Source organism: Companilactobacillus keshanensis, from assembly GCF_003946205.1.
Lineage (GTDB): Bacteria > Bacillota > Bacilli > Lactobacillales > Lactobacillaceae > Companilactobacillus > Companilactobacillus keshanensis.
In genome coordinates, this window is sequence record NZ_RHOS01000004.1 from 36,264 (window position 1) to 59,412 (window position 23,149).

Below are 23,149 nucleotides of genomic sequence, written 5' to 3' on the forward strand. Positions count from 1 at the left end.
TTCTCACCGGCTATTTATTTAGTCTTCAAATTTGAAAAATGAAGAAGTATTTTTGTAGATATGTTTAGCAGTTTCTGAATCGTTCATCGTATAAATATGGATGCCAGAAACGTCATTTGTTACTAGATCTACAATTTGATCAATTGCATAAGCCAAACCAGCATCTCGTAGAGCAATTGGATTGTCCTTGTATTTATCTAAAATAGATAAAAATTTCTTAGGTAAATGTGCAGCACAATTCTCTAACACGTGCAGTGCTTGTTTACGATTTATGATCGGCATAATACCAGCTAGGATTGGCACATTGATATTGGCAATAGAACATTCCTCTTGGAATCTATAAAATTGCTCGTTGTCATAAAAAAGTTGTGTTATCAATTGATCACAACCTGCATCGACTTTCTCTTTTAGATGTTTGATGTCATCAATTCGATTTGTTGATTCTGGATGTACTTCCGGATAGCATGCACCGCTAACCTCAAAATTAGGTTTTTGCGATTTGATAAATCTAGTCAGATCACTGGCATATTTGAAATCAGTTTCAGGTGCATGATCATCGACGATATCACCACGCAATGCCAACACTTGATTGATATTGAGTTCTTCTAGTTCATTAAGTATCCGGCTGACTTGTTCTTTATTAACATAGGCAGCAGGCATATGAACCATTGCCGGTAAATTTAGTTCGTTGTGAACATGTTTTGCCAATTTGATAGTATTTTTTTCATAATCCACATTATGATTACTGCAAGTTACGCTGATGAAACTAGGATGAAGTTCTTTTAGGTCATCTAAAGTTTTGGTCAGTTTATCAACGCCTACTTTAGAATTAGGAGGAAAGACTTCAAATGATAAAGTGGAGTCAATAGTCGTTTCAGCCATATTAAAGCTCCTTTCGTACATCCTTAGCTGCAGTAGTCAAATTTTCGACACTGGCCTTAGCTTCGGTAATTCCACGTGTTTTCAATCCACAGTCGGGATTGATCCAAACTTTTTCTTTAGGTACTTTTGAAAGGATAGCGTGGATAGTATTAGTGATTTCATCAACAGAAGGTATACGAGGTGAGTGAATATCATAAACACCAGGGCCGACTTGTAACTTGAAATGTTGTTTTTGTAATTCATCAAGGATTTCCAGATTAGAACGTGAAGCCTCAAAGGAAATCACATCGGCATCCATACTCTCGATAGCGGGGATGATATCGGTAAATTCACTGTAGCACATGTGTGTGTGTATCTGAGTTTCAGGTTTTACTTGACTGTGGACCAATCTAAATGCGGGAATGGCCCAATCGAGATATTCTGAATACCAATCGGTTTTTCTCAATGGCAATTTTTCGCGAAGTGCCGCTTCATCAATTTGAATAATCTTAATACCGTTTGCTTCAAGATCAAGCACCTCTTCTTGAATTGCTAAAGCAATTTGCAAAGTGGATTCTTTAATAGAAATATCTTCACGAGGGAATGACCAATTCAAAATAGTAACTGGACCCGTCAGCATTCCCTTAACAATCTTTTTGGTCTTACTCTGAGCGTATTTTGACCATTTAACAGTGATAGGTCTAGTTCTAGCTACGTCACCCCAAATGATTGGAGGCTTAACCCCACGAGTACCGTATGACTGTACCCAGCCATTTTTACTAAATAAATATCCACTGAGATTTTGACCAAAATATTCCACCATGTCGTTACGTTCAAATTCACCGTGAACTAGAATATCCAAACCAATATCTTCTTGCCATTTTAACCATTCATCAATATGCCCTGCAATAAATTTGTCGTATTCATCCTGAGAAATTTCATGGTGTCTAAATTTGGAACGAGTTTTTTTAACTTCTCTAGTCTGAGGAAATGACCCAATAGTTGTTGTTGGTAGGAGTGGTAGGTTAAATTCTTCTTTTTGGATTTGAGCACGTTTCTCAAGAGAGGGTTTTCTTGTAAATGAATCCACATTGAGATTCTTGATTCTTTCAGCAACTTTTATATTTGGAATCACACGATCTTTTTCAAATAAAGCGATATTTTGTGCTTCGGCTACGGTATCTTGACCAGATAGAATAGCTTGAATTTCAACTAATTCAGATAATTTTTCTTTAGCAAAGGCGAAATGATTCTTTATTTCATCAGAAAATTCCTCGTTTTCAATGGTGAATGGTACGTGTAAAAGAGAGCAAGATGTTGATAAGACAATGTTTTTGACACTCAAACTCTGGATTAATTCCAAAGAATGTTGATAGTGATTACGCCAGATATTTTTACCATTAACAATGCCGGCAAAAAGTATTTTGTCATCAGGAAAGCCAGATTGAACAAGTTCTTTAGTTTTACGTCCTTCGATAAAGTCAAGACCGATACCTTCAACTGGTAACTCGATCAGATCATTATAGACATCACGTACGTCACCAAAATAAGTTTGGATCAGGATTTTTAGGCCAAATTTACTTTTTAGTAATTTTTTATAAATTTGTTTGAATAATTGTTTGTCGTTACCGACAACGTCTTTTACTAATTCAGGTTCGTCTAGTTGGATCCATTCAGCACCTTCGGCGGCCAGTTTTTCAAATACTTCTTGATATGCAGAAATAAGATCATCAACAAAATCTTCTCTATTTGTATCGTGAAATTCACTCAAACTGAGCAATGTGAAAGGTCCTACGATGACTGGACGTGTCTTAATTCCAATTTTTTTTGCTTCATCGAATTCATCAAAAATTTTGGTATCAGTTAATTTGATGTCAGTTGTTTTAGAGAATTGTGGAACCAAATAATGATAGTTGGTATTGAACCATTTCTTCATGGGGAGGGCTTTAATGTCGCCTTTTTCACCTTGGTAACCACGAGCTAAAGCAAAATAGCGGTCTAGTTGTGATAACTTTAAATTTTTATTTGCCTCAGGAATGATATTAAAGAGAAAGGCAGTATCTAAAGTTGTGTCAAAGAATGAAAAATCATTGCTGGGTATAGTGTCGATACCAGCGTCCTTGATCAGCCGCCAATGCTTTAATCGCAATTCTTTAGCGAAGTCTTTTAGCTCCTGTTCTGAGATTTCCTTACGGAAGTACTTTTCTGTTTTAAACTTTAATTCACGTTTTTCACCGATACGTGGAAAACCAATAATTGATGTTGTCATATGAAAGCCCCCTTGTTATTGGTATATACACTATCATCGTTAGATTAAATTAGATAACTGAAAAAAACAATCAGTCATTATAGTTTAAAACTATAACCTGGCATATACTTATAAAAACAGGAGGGTAAATATGCGAATTCAACAGTTGGAATATTTAGAAACGATCGTCAAAATGGGGTCGATCAATGAGGTGGCTAAGAAGTTATATTTAACGCAACCGAGTTTATCGAATGCCATCAAAGAGCTTGAAAAAGAAATGGGAATTAAAATTCTAAAACGTAGTAAACTCGGCGTTTCTCTGACAAATGAGGGACGTGAGTTTATGATTTATTCTCGTCAAGTTTTGGATCAAGTCCAACTGCTGGAAGGCAGATATCAAAAACAAGTTGTCAGAAAACAAGCATTTTCTGTATCGGCTCAACATTATGCATTTGTAGTTCATGCATTTGTGCAATTGATCAAAACTGTTGATGCTGAGGAATATCAATTTACTCTTCGAGAAACCGAAACTGAAAATATTTTAAGTGATTTGACCAACTTCAAAAGTGAAATCGGTATTCTGTATTTAAATCACTTTAACGAACGAGTCATGGAAAAATTGTTCAAGGAAAAAGATTTAGTATTTACTCCCTTATTTAAGGCACTGCCACATGTTTTCGTTGGTCGTCAAAATCCCTTAACTAAGAAAACTAAAGTAAGTTTGGATGATCTAGTCAATTATCCTTACTTATCCTATGAGCAGGGGGAGAATAATTCGTTTTATTTTTCAGAGGAAATATTGAGTACATTAGATCATAAAAAGAGTATCAAAGTCAGTGATCGAGCTACTATCTTTAATCTAATGGTCGGTTTAAATGGTTATACAATTAGTTCAGGAATCATTAGTAGTGCGTTAAATGATGACAAAATAGTGGCGATTCCACTTGATGTCGATGATTCAATGACATTGGGATGGCTTAAACCTAGACAACTTAAATTAAGTCCGATTGCTGAAACATATTTGGAGATGTTGAAGCAGCATATTAAAGGGTATGGATTTGAGATTATTCAGTAGGATGTGTTTCCTCTTGTAAGAACGAAGTATACTTATGATTGAACGCTAAAATTCGTTCATTTTACAAATTGCCGGTCTAACGGAATTTTAAACATTGGAGAAATTAATTCTTACAAAATATAAATTTCTTTAGTCGATTTAGATTGGAGTATAAATTCAGAATTTTATTATATGTTTAGAACTAAAAACACTCTCTAGATATGCAATATGAGCATATTCAGAGAGTGTTATTTAATTATATTAAAAGCAATTTAGCAGAATAAAAAAATAGACCCATACCATCCTAGGTATAGGTCCGAGACTACATTATAGTAAATCTTTGGAATGTATAATGCAATCACATATGCAGGTAGGCTACCTGCACAAATAAGAATACACTTTTTGAACTAAAATAGCTAACTATTTTTTATCAATATTTTGTTTACCCTTATTTAACTCACGTAACTTCGTATGTTCATCCTTAGGAGCATCAGAACTTTCATTGCCTTCAACAGGTTTAGTTGAACTACTTGTTGAATCATTGATGATTTTTGCAATGATTTCTTCACTAACAACAACTTCAATAGGATGTTCTTTAAGATATTCGTCAGTTTCACGTCTAACTTTAGGAACCATGACGTAATTAGTTAATGCTTGTTGGATCAGGATAACAACACCACCGACTAGGAAGTATAGAGCCAGCGCAGCGGAAGCATACATTGAGATGAAGAATGTAAACATTGGGTTCATGAACAACATCATTTGCATTTGTTTTCTTTGTTCTTGTGGGACAATCTGTAATGACATCCAACTTTGGATAACGTAGAAAACAGTGGCGATGATTGCGATGACAAAACTTGGTTTACCAAGTGGAATTGTCAAGAATACAGCTGAACCAATTTGTTTGGAATATTGTACGGCTTGATAAATGGCAATCAGAATTGGCATTTGAAGCAATAATGGTAAACATCCCATTCCACCGGTGATACTCAAATTATTCTTCTTGTAAATATCCATCATTAGGGCACTTAGTTTTTGAGAAATAGCTGGATCTTTAACTTCTTTTTGCTTTTCTTGAAGTAAGGCTAATTGAGGTTGTACGGCACGCATTTTTTCTTGTTGTGTTGTTGATTTGTATTGTTGGTTCAAAGAAAGTGGCAATAGTAGCAAACGAACAACAAAGGAAATGATAACGATTCCCCAAGCGTAGGCATTTTTACCGCCAACGATCCTAGCTGTAGCTAAAATCAGGTTTTGGAAAGGAACCCCAAGATACTTGTAGATCAGGCCGTAAGGTCCGCCAGTTGGTGCATGCATATGGGCTCCAGATTGTGTACAACCTGAGACGACCAATGCCAGCACTACAACGACCGATAGCACTGAAATGTATTTGATAAATTTTTTATTCAATTATAAACCACCCTTTTAATCATATAAAAGTAATATACTTTAAAGCATTTGGTCTTTCAACCAATGACCTTGAAATTCTTGTATGATTTTAAATTATCTGAGAAAGTATAATCCAAATGATTTATTTTTCCAAATGGCGATGGGGATTGTTGAATTTTACTTAAGAAAATATATAGTAGGCGCTCATCTGCCTCAGCCTCAATAGAAACAGATCCATCGCGCTCGTTTTTAACAGTACCGTTGACACCAACATTAATAGCTACTTGAACGGTTGAATATCTAAAACCGACTCCTTGAACAAGGCCAGTTACTTTAATTGAAAGATGTTTCATTTTATTTTTCACTCCAGATTGTTGTGTATGTTACCATCTAATTATAAAACAAGAGGGAAGAAACCTATGAAATACATTGAATCTAAGAAAAATGACGAGATAAAACAGATTGCTAAGCTTTCTGCTACTAAGTATATCAAGAAAACTGGTACTTACTTAATTGAAGGTTTTCATCTAGTTCGTGAAGCCGATGCCAACGATCAAAAGATCATCAAGATTTTGGTAACTGAAAATAATGAAGATGATCGTTTGGTTAAAAAATACTATGATGATGCAATTGGAATTTCAGATGACGTAGCACAAAGTTTATCCGAAACTAAGACACCTCAAGGAATTTTTGCTGTGATTGAAGTTCAAGAAGCAGCTGAATTAACTGAGTTATCCGGACAATGGGTCATGCTTTCAGGTGTCCAAGATCCTGGTAATGTCGGAACAATTGTTAGAACTGCTGACGCCGCTGGATATAATGGTGTGATCACAAGTCTTGATTCTGCAGATTTTTATCAACCAAAAGTTCAACGTGCAATGCAAGGAAGCCAATTCCATTTACCAATCTATCGAATGGATCTTGCTAAAGCTATTAAATTGGCTAAAAAGTCAGATATGCCTGTTTATGGTTCAGAAGTAAATGATCAAGCAGAATCATATACTGAATTAACTAAGGTATCTGATTTTGCTGTGATAATGGGTAATGAAGCACATGGATTAACGGCAGACATTTTAAAGGAAACAGATAAAAATATCTATATTCCAATTTTGGGTAAGGCTGAATCGCTTAACGTTGCGGTTGCAGCAGGTATTTTATTATATGGTTTGAAGATCTAGAAACTTGATTAAATAAATACTTTTTGTATAATCGTAGATATATTAATAATTAAAACATTGAAGAAAAATAGTAACTAACGAATTTGTGACAGGAAGAATCAATAGCTGAGAAGATTTGACAAATGAATTAGTGAATTCACTTTCGGAGTTTTATAGTTGGTTACTATACAACCATTTGAGTGCATGTCTTTAACATGAACTAGGGTGGTACCGCGAGTCCTCGTCCCTTATTTGGGATGAGGACTTTTTTTGTGTAGAAATAGCAACTTGTGCAGGAGGAAAATATGTCATTAAATGATAAGTTAAAAGATTTAAGAAAAAATGGTATTAATGAGGCCAAACGTGCCGAAAGATTACAAGAATTGAATGATTTAAGAGTTAATCTATTGGGTAAAAAGGGTCCTATCACTAAAGCCTTGCGTGGCATGAAAGATGTTCCAGCTGAAGAACGACCAGAAATTGGTACTTTAGCCAATAATGTTAAAAAAGATATTCAATTGGCCATTGAAGAAAAAATGGATGAATTGAATCAACAAATGATTACTAAAAAGCTTGAAGACGAAAGAATTGATGTAACGTTACCTGCACAATCAAGAACTATCGGGACAAGACATATCTTGAAACAAACAATCGAAGATATTGAAGAGTTCTTTATTGGTCTTGGCTATCAAGTTGATGCTGGTCATGAAGTCGAAGAAGATCACTATAATTTTGAGAGATTAAATATCCCTAAGGATCACCCTGCACGTGATATGCAAGATACATTTTATTTGACCGATGAACTGTTGATGAGAACACAAACTTCTGCTCAAGAGGGTCGTGATATGGAGTCTCATGATTTCTCAAAGGGGCCTTTGAAGGTTGTCTCACCAGGTGTTGTTTATCGTCGTGATGATGACGATGCAACTCATTCACATCAATTTCACCAAATTGAAGGATTAGTTGTTGATAAAAATGTTAGTATGGCAGATTTAAAGGGAACTCTAGAGGCCTTATGTCGTCACGTCTTTGGACCAAATAGAGAGATTCGCTTCCGTCCAAGTTACTTCCCATTTACTGAACCATCAGTTGAAGTTGATGTTTCTTGTTTCAACTGTAACGGTGAAGGCTGCCGTATTTGTAAATATACTGGTTGGATCGAAGTTTTAGGTGCTGGACTAACTCATCCAAATGTTTTGGAAATGTCTGGTATCGACTCAACTGTATATAGTGGTATGGCTTTTGGCCTTGGACCAGAGCGGTTTGCTATGCTTAAATATGGAATTACTGATATTCGTGATTTCTATCTAAATGATGTTAGATTCTTAGAACAATTCAAAGGGGTAAATTAGTAATATGAAAATTTCACTAAATTGGTTAAAAGAGTATATTCCCGTTACTCATACAGTTGAAGAAATAGCAAATAAAGTATCATTGACAGGTATTGAATCAAATCCTGTAACCCTGAGTCAAGGATTAGATAAACTAGTTGTTGGTCATATTACTAGTATCAAACCTCATCCTGATTCAGATCATCTTAATGTTTGTACCGTTGATGTTGGCGAAGATGAAGATATTCAAATAGTTTGTGGTGCTCCTAATGTTGCGGATGGACAATATGTTATCGTTGCAAGACATGGCGCACATTTACCAGAAGGAAAACGTATCAAACATGGTAAGATCCGCGGGATTGAATCTAACGGTATGATTTGTGGATTAGACGAGATTGGCGTTCCTGAAAAATATGTCCCAGAGGCTTTTCAAAACGGGATCTATGTTTTCCCAGAGGCTGAAAAAACAGGCTCAAATGCTTTAGAATTATTAGGATTAACTGATGAAATGGTCGATTTAGACATCACACCGAACAGAGCCGATACTTTGGGTATGCACGGAGCTGCCTGGGAAATTGGCGCAACTTACGATGAAAAACCGGACATAAAGAAAGCAGAATTAGATGACGCAAAGGTTAAAGAACTATCTGATGTTACTGCTGAAGTAAATGATCCAAAATTAGTACCCGACTTCTTGTTACGTGAATTAAAGGATATTACAGTAGGTGAAAGTCCACTTTGGATGCAACGTCGTTTGTGGAATCAAAATATTCAACCTGTGAATAATGTAATTGATGCTGCTAATTACGTTATGATCGAATATGGTCAACCTATCCAAGCATATGACCTTGATAAGTTACAAGAAAATAAATTGGTTGTAAGAAATGCCAAGAGTGGTGAGAAATTTACTCTTGAAGATGATACTGAAAAATCATTGAGTCACAACGACCTTGTTGTAACTTCAGGTACACAGATCTTAGGTCTAGCCGGTGTTGCTGGCGGAATAAGTGCTCGTGTTACACCAGATACAAAGAATGTATTACTTGAAAGTGCCGTATTTGATGGAGTAAGTGTACGTAAATCTGCCCAACGTCATGATCTTCGTGGAGATGCATCAAACCGTTACGAAAAAGGCGTTGATAATGGCAGTGTTTCTGAAGCATTACAACGTGCTGTTCAATTAGTTGACCAGACTGGATCAGTAAGTGAGATCTCTCAAGAAATTGTTGGCAACAAGACAGAAGCTAATCCAACAGTTATCACTGGTAGCATTGCACACATTAACCATTTGATGGGATTAGATCTATCAACGGATAAAATTATGAAGATCATCGATCAACTAGGCTTCGAAGCTAAACTTGATGGTGATGCAGTTACAGTTACAATCCCTACAAGACGTTGGGATATGGCAATTGAAGCAGATCTTATTGAAGAAGTTATTAGAATTTATGGATATGAAAACTTGAAGGGCACATTACCTTCAGGTATGGAAACTAGTGGTGGCTATTCTCCAAAACGTGAATTCAGTAATAAGCTAAGTGATTCACTGTTAAGCCAAGGATTAGATGAAGTTATCAATTTTGCACTTTTAAGCAAGACTGAAGTTAAAGCTTTCAATACTAAAAAAACTAACTTAACTAAATTATTGCATCCAATGACAGAAGACCATGAATATCTAAGAACTAGTTTAATTCCAGGATTGGTCAATAATGTTGCCTACAATCAAGCTAGAAACAATAATGACATTGCTATTTTTGAACAAGCAAGAATTTTTGATCGTCATCAAGGTGAAGATCGTCCAGCCGAAGTTGAATACATCTCTGGTGCAATTAGCGGTAATATTGCCAATGATTCATGGAATACTACTAAAAAAGAAGTAGATTTCTATGATGTTAAAGGAATTGTTGAAGAATTACTTTCATTTACTAATGCTAAGAGTCATTTTGAATATGTCACGACTGATGAAATCACTAATTTACATCCAGGACAATCAGCATTTATAACAGCAGATGGACAAAGGGTCGGTTATATTGGTAAACTACATCCTAGTTACCAAAGTGAACATAATATTGATGATACATTTGTCTTTGAGCTGAACATTGATGAATTGTTTGAGCTTAATAAACGTAAGGTTCAATCTCAAACCGCTCCTAAATACCCTAGTGTAAGTCGTGACTTAGCTATTTTAGTCGATAAGGATGTTGAAAGCGGACAAATCGTCAACGATATTTTCACTAATGGTGGCAAATACTTGATTGATGCTAATATCTTTGACCTTTATCAAGGTTCACACGTCAAACCGGGACATAAGTCATTAGGCTACCATTTGGTCTTCCAAAACCCTAACGACACACTAACTGACGAAACAGTTGAACAAGCTTTTGATGTTATTAAAGAAAGTCTTGTTCAAAAATTTAATGTGGAAATAAGATAATAGCGCCCAAACTAATGGTATAATTTAATAAATTAACTCGGGAGGCTGTGTCTTGAGCCAAAAGGATGACAAGAAAGAAGCATTAAAGAAAGAATCTGAGGATAAAATTTCAACGCGTGCTAAAGAACGAACCGTTGCAAATCATATTGCATACTGGATCGTTGGGGTTATCGCTGTTTTGGCGGTCGTTGTAGCTATTATTGGTTTTAATTACGTCAATAGCTCACTACAACCGTACAATTCAAAGAATACCGATGAAATCGTGGTGAAAGTTCCAGTAGGTTCATCTAGCAAAGATATTGCTAAAGAATTAGAGCAAGATAAAGTTATTAAAAGTGGTACTGTTTTTAATTTCTATATTAAGGCTCAAAATTACACTGATTTCCAAGCAGGATACTATCATTTTAAGCAATCAATGTCGATGAACGAAGTCGTTAAACAATTGCAAAAGGGTGGAAGTGCTGTACCTACTGGTGCGGCCTCTGATACTGTATTGGTCCGTGAAGGTGTAACAATTGATCAAATTGGCGATCAAATTCAAAAGAGCACTAGCTTTAAGAAGAAGGATTTCTTGAAGTTAATGAAAAATAAGAAGTATCTGGCCGCCCTTCAAAAGAAGTATCCTGAACTTTTGGATTCATCAATGAAGAAGAAAAATGTCAGATATCATCTTGAAGGTTACTTATTCCCAGCCACTTATGGACTTTATAAGGGGATGACCATGAAGGAATTAGTTAACCAAATGGTTGCTAATGAAGATGAAAAAATGAAACCTTATTATGATCAAATCAAAGAAAAGAACTTAACAGTTCAGCAAGTATTGACACTTGCTTCCTTAGTTGAACGTGAAGGTGTTACTAATAAGGATCGTAAGAAGATTGCAGGTGTATTCTTTAATCGTATTGATGTAGATATGCCTTTACAGTCAGATATCTCTGTTATGTACGCTTTAAATACACATAAAACTAGTTTGACAAATAAGGATACCAGTGTAAAATCTCCATATAACTTATATAAGAATAAGGGATATGGACCTGGTCCATTTAATACGCCAAGTTTACAATCTATCGAAGCTGTCTTGAATCCTTCTGATAGAAGTGAAGATTATCTATACTTCGTTGCTAACTTGAAGACGGGTAAAGTTTATTACTCACATACTCTTGAAGAGCACGAAACTAAGAATTCTTCACTAGGACAATAGTCCGAAGTTAGATATAATGGATAAGTGTCATCTGGCCCTCTTGGCTAGATGACATTTTGAAGTTTCAATAAAAATTAATATAGATATTTTAAAAGTGAGGAAGTTTAATAATGGCAGACAAAAGTTATCCAATGACTGCAGAAGGTAAGCAAAAGCTTGAAGAAGAATTAGAAGATTTAAAGAAGGTCAAAAGACCGGAAGTTATCAATAGAATTAAGATTGCCAGAGGTTTTGGTGACCTTTCAGAAAATTCTGAGTACACATCAGCCAAGGACGAACAAAGTGTTGTTGAATCACGTATCTCACAAATAATTGAGATGATTCAATATGCTAACGTTATTGATACTGATAAAGTTGCTAATGATGAGGTATCAGTCGGTAAAAAGGTTACAGTTCAAGAAGATGATGATGATCCTGAAGAATATATCATTGTTGGTTCTGCAGAATCTGATCCAGATGATGGTAAAATCTCAAATGATTCACCAATTGCAAAAGCACTAATCGGTAAACATGTTGGTGATATTGTTACAGTTGATACACCAGTAGGTAGTTATGACTTAACTATAAAAGCCGTCGGAGTTGCATAATGTAATCGTTTTCTGCTATGTTTATTTTATAAAATAGTGGGGTGAAAGAAATGAAAATTGAATTAACTGAGGAAGCATCTAGATGGTTTGAAGATGAAGTTGGTGTTCAACCTGGAGATGGAATTCATTTTTATGGTAAAGTTTATGGCAAAACAATGGTCCATGAAGGTTTCTCTATTGCATTTAGAACTGAAAAACCAGTAGAACCTGAATCAAGTACAGAGATCAATGGTGTTACGTATTTCATTACTGACAGCGATGTTTGGTTCTTTGCACGCTATGACTTATTAGTAGAATATGATCCTGACCTGGATGGTCCCAAGTATATTTTTAAATCTAATGAATAATGCTTTTTAGTGTTTTGAAGGGAAACCTATGAGAAAAATACTCGATATAATAAAGAAAAGAACAGGTAGTCAAGCAAAGTCTACTATTCCATTTAGACTGAACCTGCTTTTTTTTATTGTTTTTGCCTTGTTTGCTTTATTAGTGGGACAACTTGCATATTTACAAATTGTTTATGGTGGTAAATTTGCCGCTGAAGTAGATCGAACAGACAAAACAGTAATGAGCGGCAATGTACCTCGTGGAATGATTTATGATTCAAAGGGAAGATTACTAGTTGGTAATTCAACCGAAAATTCAATAACTTATACAAAGAGCTCAAGTGTTAAGTCGAGTGATATCTATCAAATCGTCAATCGTTTGACGAAGTATGTCTCATTTGATAAAGATAATTTATCAACTCGTGACGAAGCTGACTATATTTTAGCTGCGCCTGGTAAATCTGCCAAGGTAGCCAAACAAATGCCTAAGTCATATAGAGTCGACTCAAATGGTGATCAACTCTCTTCAAGTAAGACTTATAGCAATGAGATTAAATATATTAAAGCACAAGGAATTCATTTAAGTGATGCTGATCTTGCTAAGGCCTCAGTTTTTAAAAAAATGAGCTCTGCTTATTCACTTTCAACGGTTTATTTGAAAGATAAAAATTTAAAAGCTAAAGAAATTGCTCAAGTTAGTGAGCATTTAACTGAGCTTCCTGGTGTAAGTATTGGTACAAACTGGAATCGAGAATATCCTCAAGGGAAATCTATCGCAAGTATCATTGGTAGTGTTTCAACTGAGAGGCAGGGTATTCCTGATGATGAGTTAAATACAATGCTTGCTTATGGTTACTCACGAAATGATCGTGTTGGTACCAGTTATTTGGAAAAGAGCTACGAAACTTTACTTTCTGGTACTAAGAGCCAAAAAGAAGTTCAAATTGGCGGTAATAACCAAATCAAAAAGAGCAAAATTGTCTATAAAGGACAAAAGGGTAGTAACTTAAATCTAACTATTGATTCTAAGTTCCAAAAGAAAGTACAAAGTATCCTAGAATCTACTTATAGTACTGCTCAATCTGACGGAGTTACGCAATATTCTGATGGTGCTTATGTTGTCGTTACAAATCCTAAAACAGGGGCTATTTTAGCTCTAGCTGGTATTAAGAATGATCCAACTACAGGTAAGACAACTGAAGATTCATTAGGTGTTATAAATAGAGCGTTTGTTATGGGTTCCGCTGTTAAGGGCGCTACAGTTTTAGGTGCTTTGATGGATGGCGTAATCACGCCAACAAATAATACTCAGGCCGATGTTCCTATTTATTTACCAGGTACAGCTATTAAGAAATCTGTATATCCAATTGGTACTTTCAGTAGTTTGAATGCCGAAATGGCACTTCAGGTTTCATCCAATGAGTATATGATGGCTTTAGCAATGAAAGAGGCTAATGCAAAATACACGCCTAATTCATATATCCACATGGATTCTGATATTTTCTCTAAGATGAGGGGATACTTTAATCAATTTGGGTTAGGTGTTAAGACTGGTGTTGATATTTCCGGTGAAACAACAGGACTTGTTGGTTCAACGCACACTAGTGATGGTCAGTTGAAGACTGGTTCAGCACTTGATTTGTCCTTTGGTAACTACGATTCGTATACTTTGATGGAAATGGCCCAATATATTTCTACTATTGCTAATGGTGGATATAGAATGCGTCCATATATTGTTCAATCAACTCAAAACACTAACGATAATGGTGATAAAGGTACTATTGAGTCAGTTACTCAACCTAAGGTATTAAATCGTGTCGGTTTTACTAGTTCTGAACTTAACGTTGTTAGAAGTGGTATGTATGCCGCCGTTCATGGTACTAATGGTTGGACTACAGCTACAAAGCTTAAAGATTTGAAACCAGCAGTTGCTGCTAAAACCGGTACTGCTCAAACGTTCTACTTTAATCCCAAGGATCCTAACAATAGTGATCCACCTGAAACTATTAATAATAGTTTGGTATCTTTTGGTCCTTATGATAATCCTAATATTGCTATGGCAGTTGTGTTCCCTAACATAACTTCTGAGACAGGTGGCTACTCTCAGGTTGTTGCTAAGGCAATTTATGAGTACTATTATAAGATGACTGGCCAGGATTAATCCAAATTAGTTCTTTTAATATAACTGAAAAAATGGTATATTTAATTAGTTGAATTTTAGTTAAGTATAATGAAAGGATGTTCCCAATGAGAGTAAATATAACAATGGAATGTACTTCATGTCATGAACGTACATATCTAACAAACAAGAGCAAACGTAACAATCCAGAGCGTCTCGAACTTAAGAAGTACTGTCCACGCGAACGTACTGTTACATTGCACCGTGAAACAAAATAAACAACAGGTGAATAGCCCTGTTGTTTTTTTTTACTAGGGAGGCAAAAATTTGGACAAAGTAAGCTTTAGAAAAAAGCAAATAGATTTGATTGACGACTTTATGAGATCTGGAAGTGCGCAACAAGAGATCAATGATCTTTACATGCAGTTATTCCAAAATGAAGAATTCATCAATTCAAATAATATTGGCATTACTTTGAGTACGAACAATGAGATTCCTACTTTTCCAATTATCAAATACTGTTGGGATATGGGAAAAGATGTCTATATACCAAAGACCTTTTCGGATTATACAATGACTTTTGTTAAGTATACGAGTGAAACTTCACTTGAAGACAGTTCGTTTGGTGCTAAAGAACCAGTAGACTATGTGGACACTGTAAATCCTCCAGAACTCCTCATTGTTCCGGGATTGGCCTTTTCTAAAGAAGATAATAATCGTTTAGGTTTTGGAGCAGGTTATTATGATCGTTACTTAGCCACATATCCTACGAAAACGCTTGCTTTAGCAATGTCGAAACAATATTATTTGCAAACTCCCTGGCCAGTTTATGTATTAGATAAATCAGTGGATGAAATCATCACGGTGAAAGGCGAAAATAATGTATAGAGAAAGAGAACCCTATGTTACATGGTTTCTTTTGGCTTTAACCGTTGGTGTCTTCATATTAGAAACAATTAGTGGTGGTTCTCAAAGTACAAGTACTTTGGTTAATTTTGGAGCAAAATTTACACCCATGATTCAAGATGGCCAATGGTGGCGCCTGATTGCACCAATATTCTTACATATAGGTATTTTTCATATTTTGATGAATGGATTTACTCTATATATTATGGGTAGGTCATTAGAACCTTTGATGGGACATTGGCGTTTTTTTGTTCTATACATGTTAAGTGGAATAGTTGGTAATTTAGCTAGCTTTGCCTTTGGCGGATATTATACTATTTCTGCTGGGGCAAGTACCTCACTATTTGGAACCTTTGCCGCGTTTTTAGCCTTTGCTTTAATGTACCGTGATAACCCTGGATTTCAGGAGTTGGGTAAATCATTTCTAACTTTGATCGTTTTAAACTTGATAATAAGTTTAGTGGGTTCAAGTTTCGATGTTTGGGGTCATATCGGTGGTATTGTAGGTGGATTCTTCTTAGGTTTTGTTTTAGGTTTGCCAAAAGGAGACCGTCCAAAGTTGATAATTAGGATAATTTCAGTGATAATTATCATTGTTGTTTCTTACTTTATGTATGCAAGAGGTATGAACATTGGATAATGTAAGTTTAAAGAATCTCTATGATGTACAACAGTTATTGAAGCGTTTTGGTACTTATGTTCATTTAGGTAAAAGACTTTGGGATATTGAATTAATGTCAATTGAAGTCAGAAATTTATTTGATAATGAAATGATCGATAAAGATACCTTTATTAGGGCTCAGCTGGTGTTAAAGTCAGAACACAGAAAAGAAGAGAATAAAGATTAAAGAAGAGAAGGAAAGATGACAGTGACAGAGAAAAAACTAATTGGTGTTGATCTAGGTGGCACAACAATCAAATTTGCAATACTTACTGCTGATGGAGATATCCAGCAAAAGTGGAGTATGGAAACTAACGTTTTAGCAGACGGACAAATGATTATTCCTGATATTATTGATTCGATCAAACATCATTTAAAAATGTATGAAATGAAAGCTGATCAGTTTGATGGAATTGGCCTAGGCTCACCTGGTACTATTAATTTTAAAGAAGGTACAATTAAGGGCGCTTATAACTTAAATTGGACTGATTCAGTATATCCTGTTCGTGATATTGAAGAAGGTACTGGAATTCCTGTTACAATTGAAAATGACGCAAACGTTGCTGCCCTTGGTGAAAGATGGAAGGGTGCGGGTAATAATGCGGATGATGTTGTCTTTGTTACTCTAGGTACTGGCGTCGGTGGTGGTATCATTGCTGGCGGTAATTTATTACATGGTGCAAACGGGGCCGCAGGTGAGATCGGTCATATTACTGTCGATCCTCATGGTTTCCTATGTACATGTGGTAAACGCGGATGTTTAGAAACTATCGCATCTGCAACTGGAATCGTGCATGTTGCGAGAGATCGTGCCGGTGAATACGCTGGTGATTCAGAACTTAAGGCTATGCTTGATGATGGGCAAGATATTTCAGCAAAAGATGTTTTTGATTTAGCTAAGAAAAATGATGATCTTGCATTGATCGTTGCAGATTATGTTTGTGATTCATTGGGCTTTGCTTTGGCTAATATTGCCAACTCACTAAATCCTAAATATGTTGTTATTGGTGGTGGAGTTTCAGCTGCTGGTGATTTCTTATTGGATAAAGTTAACAAGGCAATGCGTGTTAATGAGTTCGCTACTATCAAAGATTCAACCGAATTACGTTTGGCTAGTCTTGGTAATGGTGCAGGAGTTATTGGCGCTGCCTCATTGATCAAGATGAAATAGGGGGTATTTTTGATGGATATGAAGGTTTTAAATATAATTTTGTACATAATCGTAATTGCGGTCTTTGCATATATGGTTGGTTCATGGGCATATTATAGGATTCAAGCAAGAAGATTAAAGGGTGCTATCGATCAAGATGAATTTGAAGAAAATATGAGAAAAGCACAAATTATTGATTTGCGTGAAAAGAATAATTTTGATTCAAAACACATCTTGGGTGCTAGAAATTTACCATATACTCAATTGAAGTATAACGAAGGTGAATTGAGACCCGACTTACCGGTTTATTTGTACGAAGAACGTCCTTCTGTAAGTATCAGAGCAGCTTTGAAACTCAAAAAGTGGGGATTTGAAGATGTTAAATGGTTAGATGAACGATTTTCTGAATGGAAAGGTAAAACTAAAAAAACTACTAAACTATAAAATAAAAAAAGTCGAGACATTGTCTCGACTTTTTGCTATAGATTTTAAATTGTTAGCCTTGATGTGCTTGTAGGCTTTTACGGTTTGCACGACGACGGTTAGCTTCGACACGGTCGTTTTCTTGATCCTCAGGTTCGATCACGTTCTTCTTGAAAGCGTGAAGGGCACCATAAACTGCAGTAGCAGTAGTTACTGAACCAATTAAGAAACCTTTAGCAAAGCGAAAATGTTTTTGTTGTTTGGCCATAATGTCATACCTCCTATCCTTGGTTATATTATGGCGTATTTTAGGAAAAATATCTATAAAATTAGCGTCAGAGGTGAGTTTTTTGGAAAAAGTTATCGCGATTGTTGGTCCAACAGCAGTTGGCAAAAGCGCTTTAGGAATTAATTTAGCACAAAAATTTAATGGAGAGATAATTTCTGGTGATTCGATGCAGATATATCGTCATTTAGATATTGGTACTGCTAAAGATTCAAAAGAGGAATTAAAACTTGTCAAGCATCATTTGGTGGATATTTGTAATGTCGATCAGCGTTATACAGTCAAAGATTTTCAAAAAAAAGCTGTTTCTATTATTCATGAACTTAATATGAATAATAAACCGCCCTTCATTGTTGGGGGTACAGGCTTTTACTTGAACTCGTTGGTTCAAAACTTGAACTTAGGAGGTTCAGCTTCAGGTAATGATGACCTACGTGATAGCTTGCTCCAATTAGAAAAGAGTGGCAAACTGGAAAAATTACAGGAAATCTTAAAGAGCACTGATCCAAAAGCTTATGATTCAATTGACCTAAGTAATTCCAGACGGATTATTAGAGCAATTGAAGTATATCAAACAACAGGAAAATCGATTACTCAGCAGAGCAACGGCGACAAATGGGCTGATTTTTATATTATTGGCTTAACAGATGATAGGGAAGAACTTTATGATCGTATCAACCAAAGAGTAGACAAAATGGCTGATATGGGGCTTATTGAAGAAGCTAAGGCTGTTTTTGATAATCGTGCTACCATTCCTCAGGCTAAGAACGGAATTGGTTATAAAGAACTATTTCCATATTTTGAAGGTGTTTCAGATCTTAATAGCTGTTTAGATGAAATAAAAAAGAATTCTCGACACTTTGCGAAGCGACAATTAACATATTTTAGAAATCAAATGGATGTAGATTGGTATAATATCAGTGAGGTAAATGATTATCAATCGGTAATCAACCAAAAGATAACAAAATTTTTAGGAGGAAAATATGACAACTTGGAATAAGGATTTTCCAGAGGGATTAAAAGAAGTCATTAAAAAAACCGATCAGCAGATTTCCGGACAACTAGCAGAAATTGATGATCGTGTTTTAGATAATCAAGAAAAAGTTTTAAGTGCCTTTCGCAATGAGGGAATTGATGAGAGCAGTTTACTTGGGACAACTGGTTATGGTGACGATGATCGTGGTCGTGATCAATTAGAAGCTATTTATTCAGATGTTTTTAAGACAGAGGCTGCTCTTGTGCGTCCACAATTTGTTTCGGGAACACATACTTTAGCTACTGCCCTGTTTGGCATGTTGCGCCCTGGAGATAATTTGTTATATGTTACTGGTGAACCTTATGACACTATGCAAGAAGTCGTTGGTATAGCGGGTAACAAGAAGGGTTCGTTGATAGACTATAAAATTGGTTTTGACTATGTTGAAATGATTGGCGATAAAGTTGATTTTGAAACAATGGCTAAAAAAATTAAGGAACAAGAACCTAAAGTAGTAGCTATTCAAAGATCTCGTGGTTATTCAACACGGAAAAGTTTGACGGTGTCTGAGATTGCTGAGATCATAAAAAACGTACGTGAAGTTGAACCCGATGCAATTATCTTTGTTGATAACTGTTATGGAGAATTTTCTGAGACCATTGAACCAACCGAAGTTGGTGCTGACATAATGGCCGGTTCATTGATCAAAAATGCCGGTGGTGGTATTGCTAGAACTGGTGGTTATATTGTTGGTAAAAAAGAACTTGTTGAGCTATCAAGTTATCGTCTGACTGCTCCTGGTATTGGTGATTCAGAAGGTGCGACGATCGACCGTTTGGCAGAGATGTTCCAAGGATTCTTCTTAGCACCAAGAGTTACAGGTAATGCTATTAAAGGAGCCATCTTTGAAGCAGCTATCTTTGAAAATCTTGGCTTAAATGTTTCACCAAAATGGAATGATGATAGAACCGACTTGATTCAAACTATTACATTTAACGATCCAGATAAGATGGTCCAATTTGCTAAAGTTGTTCAAAAATTTTCACCGATCGATTCTAATGTTTTGCCAATTCCAAGTGAAATGTCAGGATATGAAGATGAAGTTGTTATGGCAGCCGGAACATTTGTATCAGGAGCCAGTGTAGAGTTTTCTGCAGATGGTCCAATGCGTGCACCATATATTATATATATTCAGGGTGGATTGACGTATGAGCATGTGAAAATTGCTATTTCTAATGCTTGTAAAGAATTATTTTTTAAATAATAAAATATGTTTAAACATATGAGCTGATTTGTTAATAAATTAAATAAAATTTGTTATGATATTGGCAATTGATACTGATGTCCAGATACTGATGACATAAAAAGCTGTAAAGATACCTGGAGTGTGGGCCTATGAAAATAGAAAATTTGATTCAGTTAATAAAGAATAGTAGTCCTAAAGATTCCGAGGATACAGTGCACGACAGAGAGATTGCCGCTGAGTTAGAAAAAGAAAATAAGTAACAAATTAAGCTAGATCGTTAGATCTAGTTTTTTTAGTCTAATAAAATGATTTTTTTTATTTTTCCGTTGACATCATTGGGGTACATTCTCTATAATAATACAAGTGATGTTGCAGTGGCTCAGCTGGATAGAGCAACGGTCTTCTAAACCGTAGGTCGTGAGTTCGAATCTCACCTGCAGCATAATCAAAAAGCTGTAAGTATTGTTTATCAATACTTACAGCTTTTTCTTTTGCTCTTTTTATTTTTAATTGTCATTAAATCCTATTCTCGCTCGATGCTCATGATCGATGAGGTCTTGAGTGATCTCGTGCTATCTTTTCCGATACTGAACCAATCACTAGTTCCAAGCAACCCTTCAATTTTAGCCACTTCATCAATTGAATTATACTGTTTTCCGTCTTCAAAGTTACCTTCAAAGATTTGTTCGAGATAATATGTATCTCCCTCATCACTGAAACGAGATGAGAGGGCTTTACTAGTTCTAATATATGTGTCAGCTTTGATTCTCAGTTTTTCTCCATTTATAAATGTAATAATTATACTCATATTTTCCACCCCTATGCCAAGTATAGCAAAATCTTACTATTATATGACTGTAAGCCCTAACTTTTTGATAAATTAAGATGATTCTAAAGGGGGATAAATAAAAATGTCGATAACCGAAAGGTTTACTTTCGAAATATCGACTAAACTTCATCATCAACTAGTTCTTTTTTTCGATTATTAATTATTTGTTCTAACTCCTTAAGATCATCGAGAGTTGATTTTTTGCGGATAAAACTTCTAGCCGATGATCGCATGGCAATATAGTTTGCACGCTCTTTGTTGTTCTTATGCCATTTTTTGTTTGCCTTTCGTTGAGCATCAGATAAAACCATAGTAATCTCCTTTAATTCCTCTATTTACAAGATTATACACAGTAGCTTTAAATGAAATCAAGAAAATTCATAAATTGAACCTGTAAAAAAATAGCCCGTTCCTTTAAATACTCATAATAGATATTTCTTGTAGATTATCTTGATTGTTATACAATAATTATTAAAATAATTCTTTATATAATAAGTTTTAAAAGAGGGTTGAAAAGTTTATGGAAAAAATTATTGATACCACAACCGGAAGATTTCAGGGGATAGAATCCGAAAACGGTGTTAAATTTATCGGAGTTAAATTTGGACATCCAAGACGATTTAAGCGGTCGATTCCATATCGAGCTAAAAAAAAGTTAACTTTTGCTACTAAAGTTGGTATTCAACCAATGCAAGAAGCGGCGCTTGATAATAGTCTAGCTGAAATTAAATTTGGTGAGGATTGTTTGAATCTCGATATTTCAACGCCTAATCCAAATGGAAAATATCCAATTGTAATTGAATTTTATGGTGGTGGATTTTTACATGGTGGCACGTTAAAAAAAATTATGCCTTGGCTTGATAACCAAAATGTTGTCCATATCGTACCAAATTATCGTTTAGGCTTGTTTGGCTGGGCAAATGTTGAAGGTGGAGATACCAATGTAGGTCTTTCTGATCAAATTCTGGCCATTAAATGGGTGATTGACAATGCTGATAGATTTGGTGGGGATTCAGACGATATTAGTCTGGTTGGTCATTCTGCGGGTGGTAAGTCGATTGCGGCCTTGATGACCTCTAATGAAGATGTTATGGATCAAATTAAAAAAATTGTCTTATTTAGTGGTTCACTGCAAACAATCAGGGATGCGGAGACTGCACAGAAGGTTTTGCATCGTTTTTGCACTTCCAATAAACTCAACTCTAAAGATTTATTCAACTTGACTGATGATGGGATGTTGATTGCACAGAATAAATGTATTGGCGATCATTTGGCTACTAACTGGTTTGGCCCGATCATTGATAATGATTTGATCTCAGATAATTGGCAGGATGTCTTGATCGATCGTCAAAAACGTACGGGATTTAAGACATTAGTTGAAGCAGGCAGTAATGAATTGATCCACTTAAAAAATTATTCACTTGAAGAATTAAAATCAAGTATTTTAATTGATCTCTTTGGTGATAATTCAAAAATTATTTTGAGACAATTGCCCAATAATGATCAAAAAGATCAGTTGTTAAATTTGATTGGAGAATCAATGTATACTTTTCCAGCTGATCGGACAGCACAGTTATTAAAAGAAAACGGCGAAGTGTACGGAAATTATTCCAGTGTACTCGATGGAAGACATGGTGGAAACGTTGCATACCTGGCTGTTAAGAATTCAGATCTTCCGATCGATCAAAGAAAAAATCAGAGATTCTATTTGCAGCTTATAATGGATTTTATTATTAATGGGAAACCATATAATGATGATTTAAAGTACGAATGGCCATTATTTGATGACAATCAATTGGTAATGAAATTAGATCCAGATGACATTAGTAGTGTCTCGATGATCAGTCATCAATGGATCAAAAATCTACCCTGGCAGACGTACAAATTATAAAAAAATAACTCTTAATTTATACTGATGTATCAATTAATTTAGTAAGTGCTAAAAATATAGTATTGCATTTTAAA

Annotated in this window: 24 protein-coding genes, 1 tRNA gene and 1 other annotated feature; of the genes, 18 read left to right on the forward strand and 7 right to left on the reverse strand. The window is 35.4% G+C overall.

The features are described 5' to 3' along the window. Positions 1-18: 18 nt before the first annotated feature. The gene (metF, locus tag EKM64_RS03515; protein ID WP_125675662.1) at positions 19-882 is read right to left on the reverse strand and encodes a methylenetetrahydrofolate reductase [NAD(P)H]; all 864 of its coding nucleotides are present in this window, start codon (positions 880-882) and stop codon (positions 19-21) included. A gap of 1 nt (position 883) precedes the next feature. Then, the gene (metE, locus tag EKM64_RS03520; protein ID WP_125675664.1) at positions 884-3,130 is read right to left on the reverse strand and encodes a 5-methyltetrahydropteroyltriglutamate--homocysteine S-methyltransferase; all 2,247 of its coding nucleotides are present in this window, start codon (positions 3,128-3,130) and stop codon (positions 884-886) included. 130 nt (positions 3,131-3,260) lie between these two features. Between metE and EKM64_RS03525 the strand changes: the two genes are divergently transcribed. Continuing rightward, positions 3,261-4,184: a LysR family transcriptional regulator gene (locus tag EKM64_RS03525; RefSeq protein WP_125675666.1), complete on the forward strand. Its 924-nt coding sequence runs from the start codon at positions 3,261-3,263 to the stop codon at positions 4,182-4,184. Positions 4,185-4,583: 399 nt separating this feature from the next. Here EKM64_RS03525 and yidC read toward each other — a convergent pair whose 3' ends face one another. Both yidC and EKM64_RS03535 read right to left on the reverse strand, forming a co-directional pair. After that, positions 4,584-5,573, reverse strand: a complete 990-nt coding sequence (gene yidC, locus EKM64_RS03530; protein ID WP_125675668.1) for a membrane protein insertase YidC — start codon at positions 5,571-5,573, stop codon at positions 4,584-4,586. Positions 5,574-5,629: 56 nt separating this feature from the next. Further along, positions 5,630-5,905, reverse strand: a complete 276-nt coding sequence (locus EKM64_RS03535) for an acylphosphatase (RefSeq protein ID WP_125675670.1) — start codon at positions 5,903-5,905, stop codon at positions 5,630-5,632. A 66-nt stretch (positions 5,906-5,971) separates the two neighbouring features. Between EKM64_RS03535 and EKM64_RS03540 the strand changes: the two genes are divergently transcribed. The 13 genes from EKM64_RS03540 to EKM64_RS03600 all read left to right on the forward strand — a co-directional run bounded on the left by EKM64_RS03540 (position 5,972) and on the right by EKM64_RS03600 (position 17,868). Next, positions 5,972-6,730: a TrmH family RNA methyltransferase gene (locus tag EKM64_RS03540; RefSeq protein WP_125675672.1), complete on the forward strand. Its 759-nt coding sequence runs from the start codon at positions 5,972-5,974 to the stop codon at positions 6,728-6,730. Between the two features lie 48 nt (positions 6,731-6,778). After that, positions 6,779-6,961, forward strand: a binding site (T-box leader). 53 nt (positions 6,962-7,014) lie between these two features. Beyond that, positions 7,015-8,061: a phenylalanine--tRNA ligase subunit alpha gene (gene pheS, locus EKM64_RS03545; protein WP_125675674.1), complete on the forward strand. Its 1,047-nt coding sequence runs from the start codon at positions 7,015-7,017 to the stop codon at positions 8,059-8,061. Between the two features lie 4 nt (positions 8,062-8,065). Next, complete coding sequence (gene pheT, locus EKM64_RS03550) at positions 8,066-10,474, forward strand: phenylalanine--tRNA ligase subunit beta (protein WP_125675675.1); 2,409 nt, start codon at positions 8,066-8,068, stop codon at positions 10,472-10,474. A 52-nt stretch (positions 10,475-10,526) separates the two neighbouring features. Further along, the gene (gene mltG / locus EKM64_RS03555; protein WP_125675677.1) at positions 10,527-11,675 is read left to right on the forward strand and encodes an endolytic transglycosylase MltG; all 1,149 of its coding nucleotides are present in this window, start codon (positions 10,527-10,529) and stop codon (positions 11,673-11,675) included. A gap of 110 nt (positions 11,676-11,785) precedes the next feature. Continuing rightward, on the forward strand, positions 11,786-12,262 hold the full coding sequence (gene greA, locus EKM64_RS03560) for a transcription elongation factor GreA (RefSeq protein WP_125675679.1): 477 nt from the start codon (positions 11,786-11,788) through the stop codon (positions 12,260-12,262). Positions 12,263-12,312: 50 nt separating this feature from the next. After that, entirely contained in the window at positions 12,313-12,609 is a 297-nt protein-coding gene (locus EKM64_RS03565) for a HesB/YadR/YfhF family protein (RefSeq protein ID WP_125675681.1), read from the forward strand. Positions 12,610-12,637: 28 nt separating this feature from the next. After that, positions 12,638-14,749 carry a peptidoglycan D,D-transpeptidase FtsI family protein gene (locus tag EKM64_RS03570; RefSeq protein WP_125675683.1) on the forward strand — a complete coding sequence of 704 codons (2,112 nt, stop codon included), beginning with the start codon at positions 12,638-12,640 and terminating at the stop codon, positions 14,747-14,749. Positions 14,750-14,835: 86 nt separating this feature from the next. Then, entirely contained in the window at positions 14,836-14,985 is a 150-nt protein-coding gene (gene rpmG, locus EKM64_RS03575) for a 50S ribosomal protein L33 (RefSeq protein ID WP_083480699.1), read from the forward strand. Positions 14,986-15,034: 49 nt separating this feature from the next. After that, positions 15,035-15,595, forward strand: coding sequence for a 5-formyltetrahydrofolate cyclo-ligase (locus tag EKM64_RS03580; protein WP_125675685.1), 561 nt, complete (start codon positions 15,035-15,037; stop codon positions 15,593-15,595). Further along, positions 15,588-16,253, forward strand: coding sequence for a rhomboid family intramembrane serine protease (locus tag EKM64_RS03585; RefSeq protein ID WP_125675687.1), 666 nt, complete (start codon positions 15,588-15,590; stop codon positions 16,251-16,253). Before EKM64_RS03580 ends, EKM64_RS03585 begins: the two co-directional genes overlap by 8 nt. Beyond that, a complete protein-coding gene (locus EKM64_RS03590) occupies positions 16,246-16,461 on the forward strand; it encodes a YqgQ family protein (protein ID WP_125675689.1) in 216 nt (71 codons plus the stop codon). Before EKM64_RS03585 ends, EKM64_RS03590 begins: the two co-directional genes overlap by 8 nt. A 15-nt stretch (positions 16,462-16,476) precedes the next feature. Then, positions 16,477-17,445 (forward strand): ROK family glucokinase, encoded by a 969-nt coding sequence (locus EKM64_RS03595; RefSeq protein WP_191988516.1) that lies wholly within the window; start codon positions 16,477-16,479, stop codon positions 17,443-17,445. An 18-nt stretch (positions 17,446-17,463) separates the two neighbouring features. Continuing rightward, positions 17,464-17,868, forward strand: a complete 405-nt coding sequence (locus EKM64_RS03600) for a rhodanese-like domain-containing protein (protein ID WP_125675856.1) — start codon at positions 17,464-17,466, stop codon at positions 17,866-17,868. A gap of 52 nt (positions 17,869-17,920) precedes the next feature. Here the strand turns inward: EKM64_RS03600 and EKM64_RS03605 are convergent, their stop codons facing one another. Further along, a complete protein-coding gene (locus EKM64_RS03605) occupies positions 17,921-18,115 on the reverse strand; it encodes a DUF3042 family protein (RefSeq protein ID WP_125675691.1) in 195 nt (64 codons plus the stop codon). An 82-nt stretch (positions 18,116-18,197) separates the two neighbouring features. Here EKM64_RS03605 and miaA point away from each other — a divergent pair, with 82 nt between their 5' ends. The 3 genes from miaA to EKM64_RS03620 all read left to right on the forward strand — a co-directional run bounded on the left by miaA (position 18,198) and on the right by EKM64_RS03620 (position 20,797). Continuing rightward, the gene (gene miaA / locus EKM64_RS03610) at positions 18,198-19,133 is read left to right on the forward strand and encodes a tRNA (adenosine(37)-N6)-dimethylallyltransferase MiaA (RefSeq protein ID WP_125675692.1); all 936 of its coding nucleotides are present in this window, start codon (positions 18,198-18,200) and stop codon (positions 19,131-19,133) included. Then, entirely contained in the window at positions 19,117-20,373 is a 1,257-nt protein-coding gene (locus tag EKM64_RS03615; protein WP_125675694.1) for a methionine gamma-lyase family protein, read from the forward strand. Before miaA ends, EKM64_RS03615 begins: the two co-directional genes overlap by 17 nt. Positions 20,374-20,723: 350 nt before the next feature. After that, positions 20,724-20,797 (forward strand) — tRNA-Arg (locus EKM64_RS03620). Positions 20,798-20,878: 81 nt separating this feature from the next. Here the strand turns inward: EKM64_RS03620 and EKM64_RS03625 are convergent. Together EKM64_RS03625 and EKM64_RS03630 are read right to left on the reverse strand one after the other, a co-directional pair. Continuing rightward, positions 20,879-21,163, reverse strand: coding sequence for a hypothetical protein (locus tag EKM64_RS03625; RefSeq protein ID WP_125675696.1), 285 nt, complete (start codon positions 21,161-21,163; stop codon positions 20,879-20,881). Positions 21,164-21,303: 140 nt separating this feature from the next. Further along, the gene (locus EKM64_RS03630) at positions 21,304-21,495 is read right to left on the reverse strand and encodes a hypothetical protein (protein WP_125675698.1); all 192 of its coding nucleotides are present in this window, start codon (positions 21,493-21,495) and stop codon (positions 21,304-21,306) included. Positions 21,496-21,704: 209 nt separating this feature from the next. Here EKM64_RS03630 and EKM64_RS03635 point away from each other — a divergent pair, with 209 nt between their 5' ends. Beyond that, complete coding sequence (locus tag EKM64_RS03635; RefSeq protein WP_125675700.1) at positions 21,705-23,075, forward strand: carboxylesterase family protein; 1,371 nt, start codon at positions 21,705-21,707, stop codon at positions 23,073-23,075. Positions 23,076-23,149: the final 74 nt, after the last annotated feature.

What these genes read in the sequence shown, in the direction of transcription:
- metF (WP_125675662.1), bottom strand. Translation starts at nt 882, where the DNA reads ATGGCTGAAACGACTATTGACTCCACTTTATCATTTGAAGTCTTTCCT.
- metE (WP_125675664.1), bottom strand. Translation starts at nt 3,130, where the DNA reads ATGACAACATCAATTATTGGTTTTCCACGTATCGGTGAAAAACGTGAA.
- EKM64_RS03525 (WP_125675666.1), top strand. Translation starts at nt 3,261, where the DNA reads ATGCGAATTCAACAGTTGGAATATTTAGAAACGATCGTCAAAATGGGG.
- EKM64_RS03535 (WP_125675670.1), bottom strand. Translation starts at nt 5,905, where the DNA reads ATGAAACATCTTTCAATTAAAGTAACTGGCCTTGTTCAAGGAGTCGGT.
- EKM64_RS03540 (WP_125675672.1), top strand. Translation starts at nt 5,972, where the DNA reads ATGAAATACATTGAATCTAAGAAAAATGACGAGATAAAACAGATTGCT.
- pheS (WP_125675674.1), top strand. Translation starts at nt 7,015, where the DNA reads ATGTCATTAAATGATAAGTTAAAAGATTTAAGAAAAAATGGTATTAAT.
- pheT (WP_125675675.1), top strand. Translation starts at nt 8,066, where the DNA reads ATGAAAATTTCACTAAATTGGTTAAAAGAGTATATTCCCGTTACTCAT.
- greA (WP_125675679.1), top strand. Translation starts at nt 11,786, where the DNA reads ATGGCAGACAAAAGTTATCCAATGACTGCAGAAGGTAAGCAAAAGCTT.
- EKM64_RS03565 (WP_125675681.1), top strand. Translation starts at nt 12,313, where the DNA reads ATGAAAATTGAATTAACTGAGGAAGCATCTAGATGGTTTGAAGATGAA.
- EKM64_RS03570 (WP_125675683.1), top strand. Translation starts at nt 12,638, where the DNA reads ATGAGAAAAATACTCGATATAATAAAGAAAAGAACAGGTAGTCAAGCA.
- rpmG (WP_083480699.1), top strand. Translation starts at nt 14,836, where the DNA reads ATGAGAGTAAATATAACAATGGAATGTACTTCATGTCATGAACGTACA.
- EKM64_RS03585 (WP_125675687.1), top strand. Translation starts at nt 15,588, where the DNA reads ATGTATAGAGAAAGAGAACCCTATGTTACATGGTTTCTTTTGGCTTTA.
- EKM64_RS03595 (WP_191988516.1), top strand. Translation starts at nt 16,477, where the DNA reads ATGACAGTGACAGAGAAAAAACTAATTGGTGTTGATCTAGGTGGCACA.
- EKM64_RS03600 (WP_125675856.1), top strand. Translation starts at nt 17,464, where the DNA reads ATGAAGGTTTTAAATATAATTTTGTACATAATCGTAATTGCGGTCTTT.
- EKM64_RS03605 (WP_125675691.1), bottom strand. Translation starts at nt 18,115, where the DNA reads ATGGCCAAACAACAAAAACATTTTCGCTTTGCTAAAGGTTTCTTAATT.
- EKM64_RS03615 (WP_125675694.1), top strand. Translation starts at nt 19,117, where the DNA reads ATGACAACTTGGAATAAGGATTTTCCAGAGGGATTAAAAGAAGTCATT.
- EKM64_RS03625 (WP_125675696.1), bottom strand. Translation starts at nt 21,163, where the DNA reads ATGAGTATAATTATTACATTTATAAATGGAGAAAAACTGAGAATCAAA.
- EKM64_RS03630 (WP_125675698.1), bottom strand. Translation starts at nt 21,495, where the DNA reads ATGGTTTTATCTGATGCTCAACGAAAGGCAAACAAAAAATGGCATAAG.
- EKM64_RS03635 (WP_125675700.1), top strand. Translation starts at nt 21,705, where the DNA reads ATGGAAAAAATTATTGATACCACAACCGGAAGATTTCAGGGGATAGAA.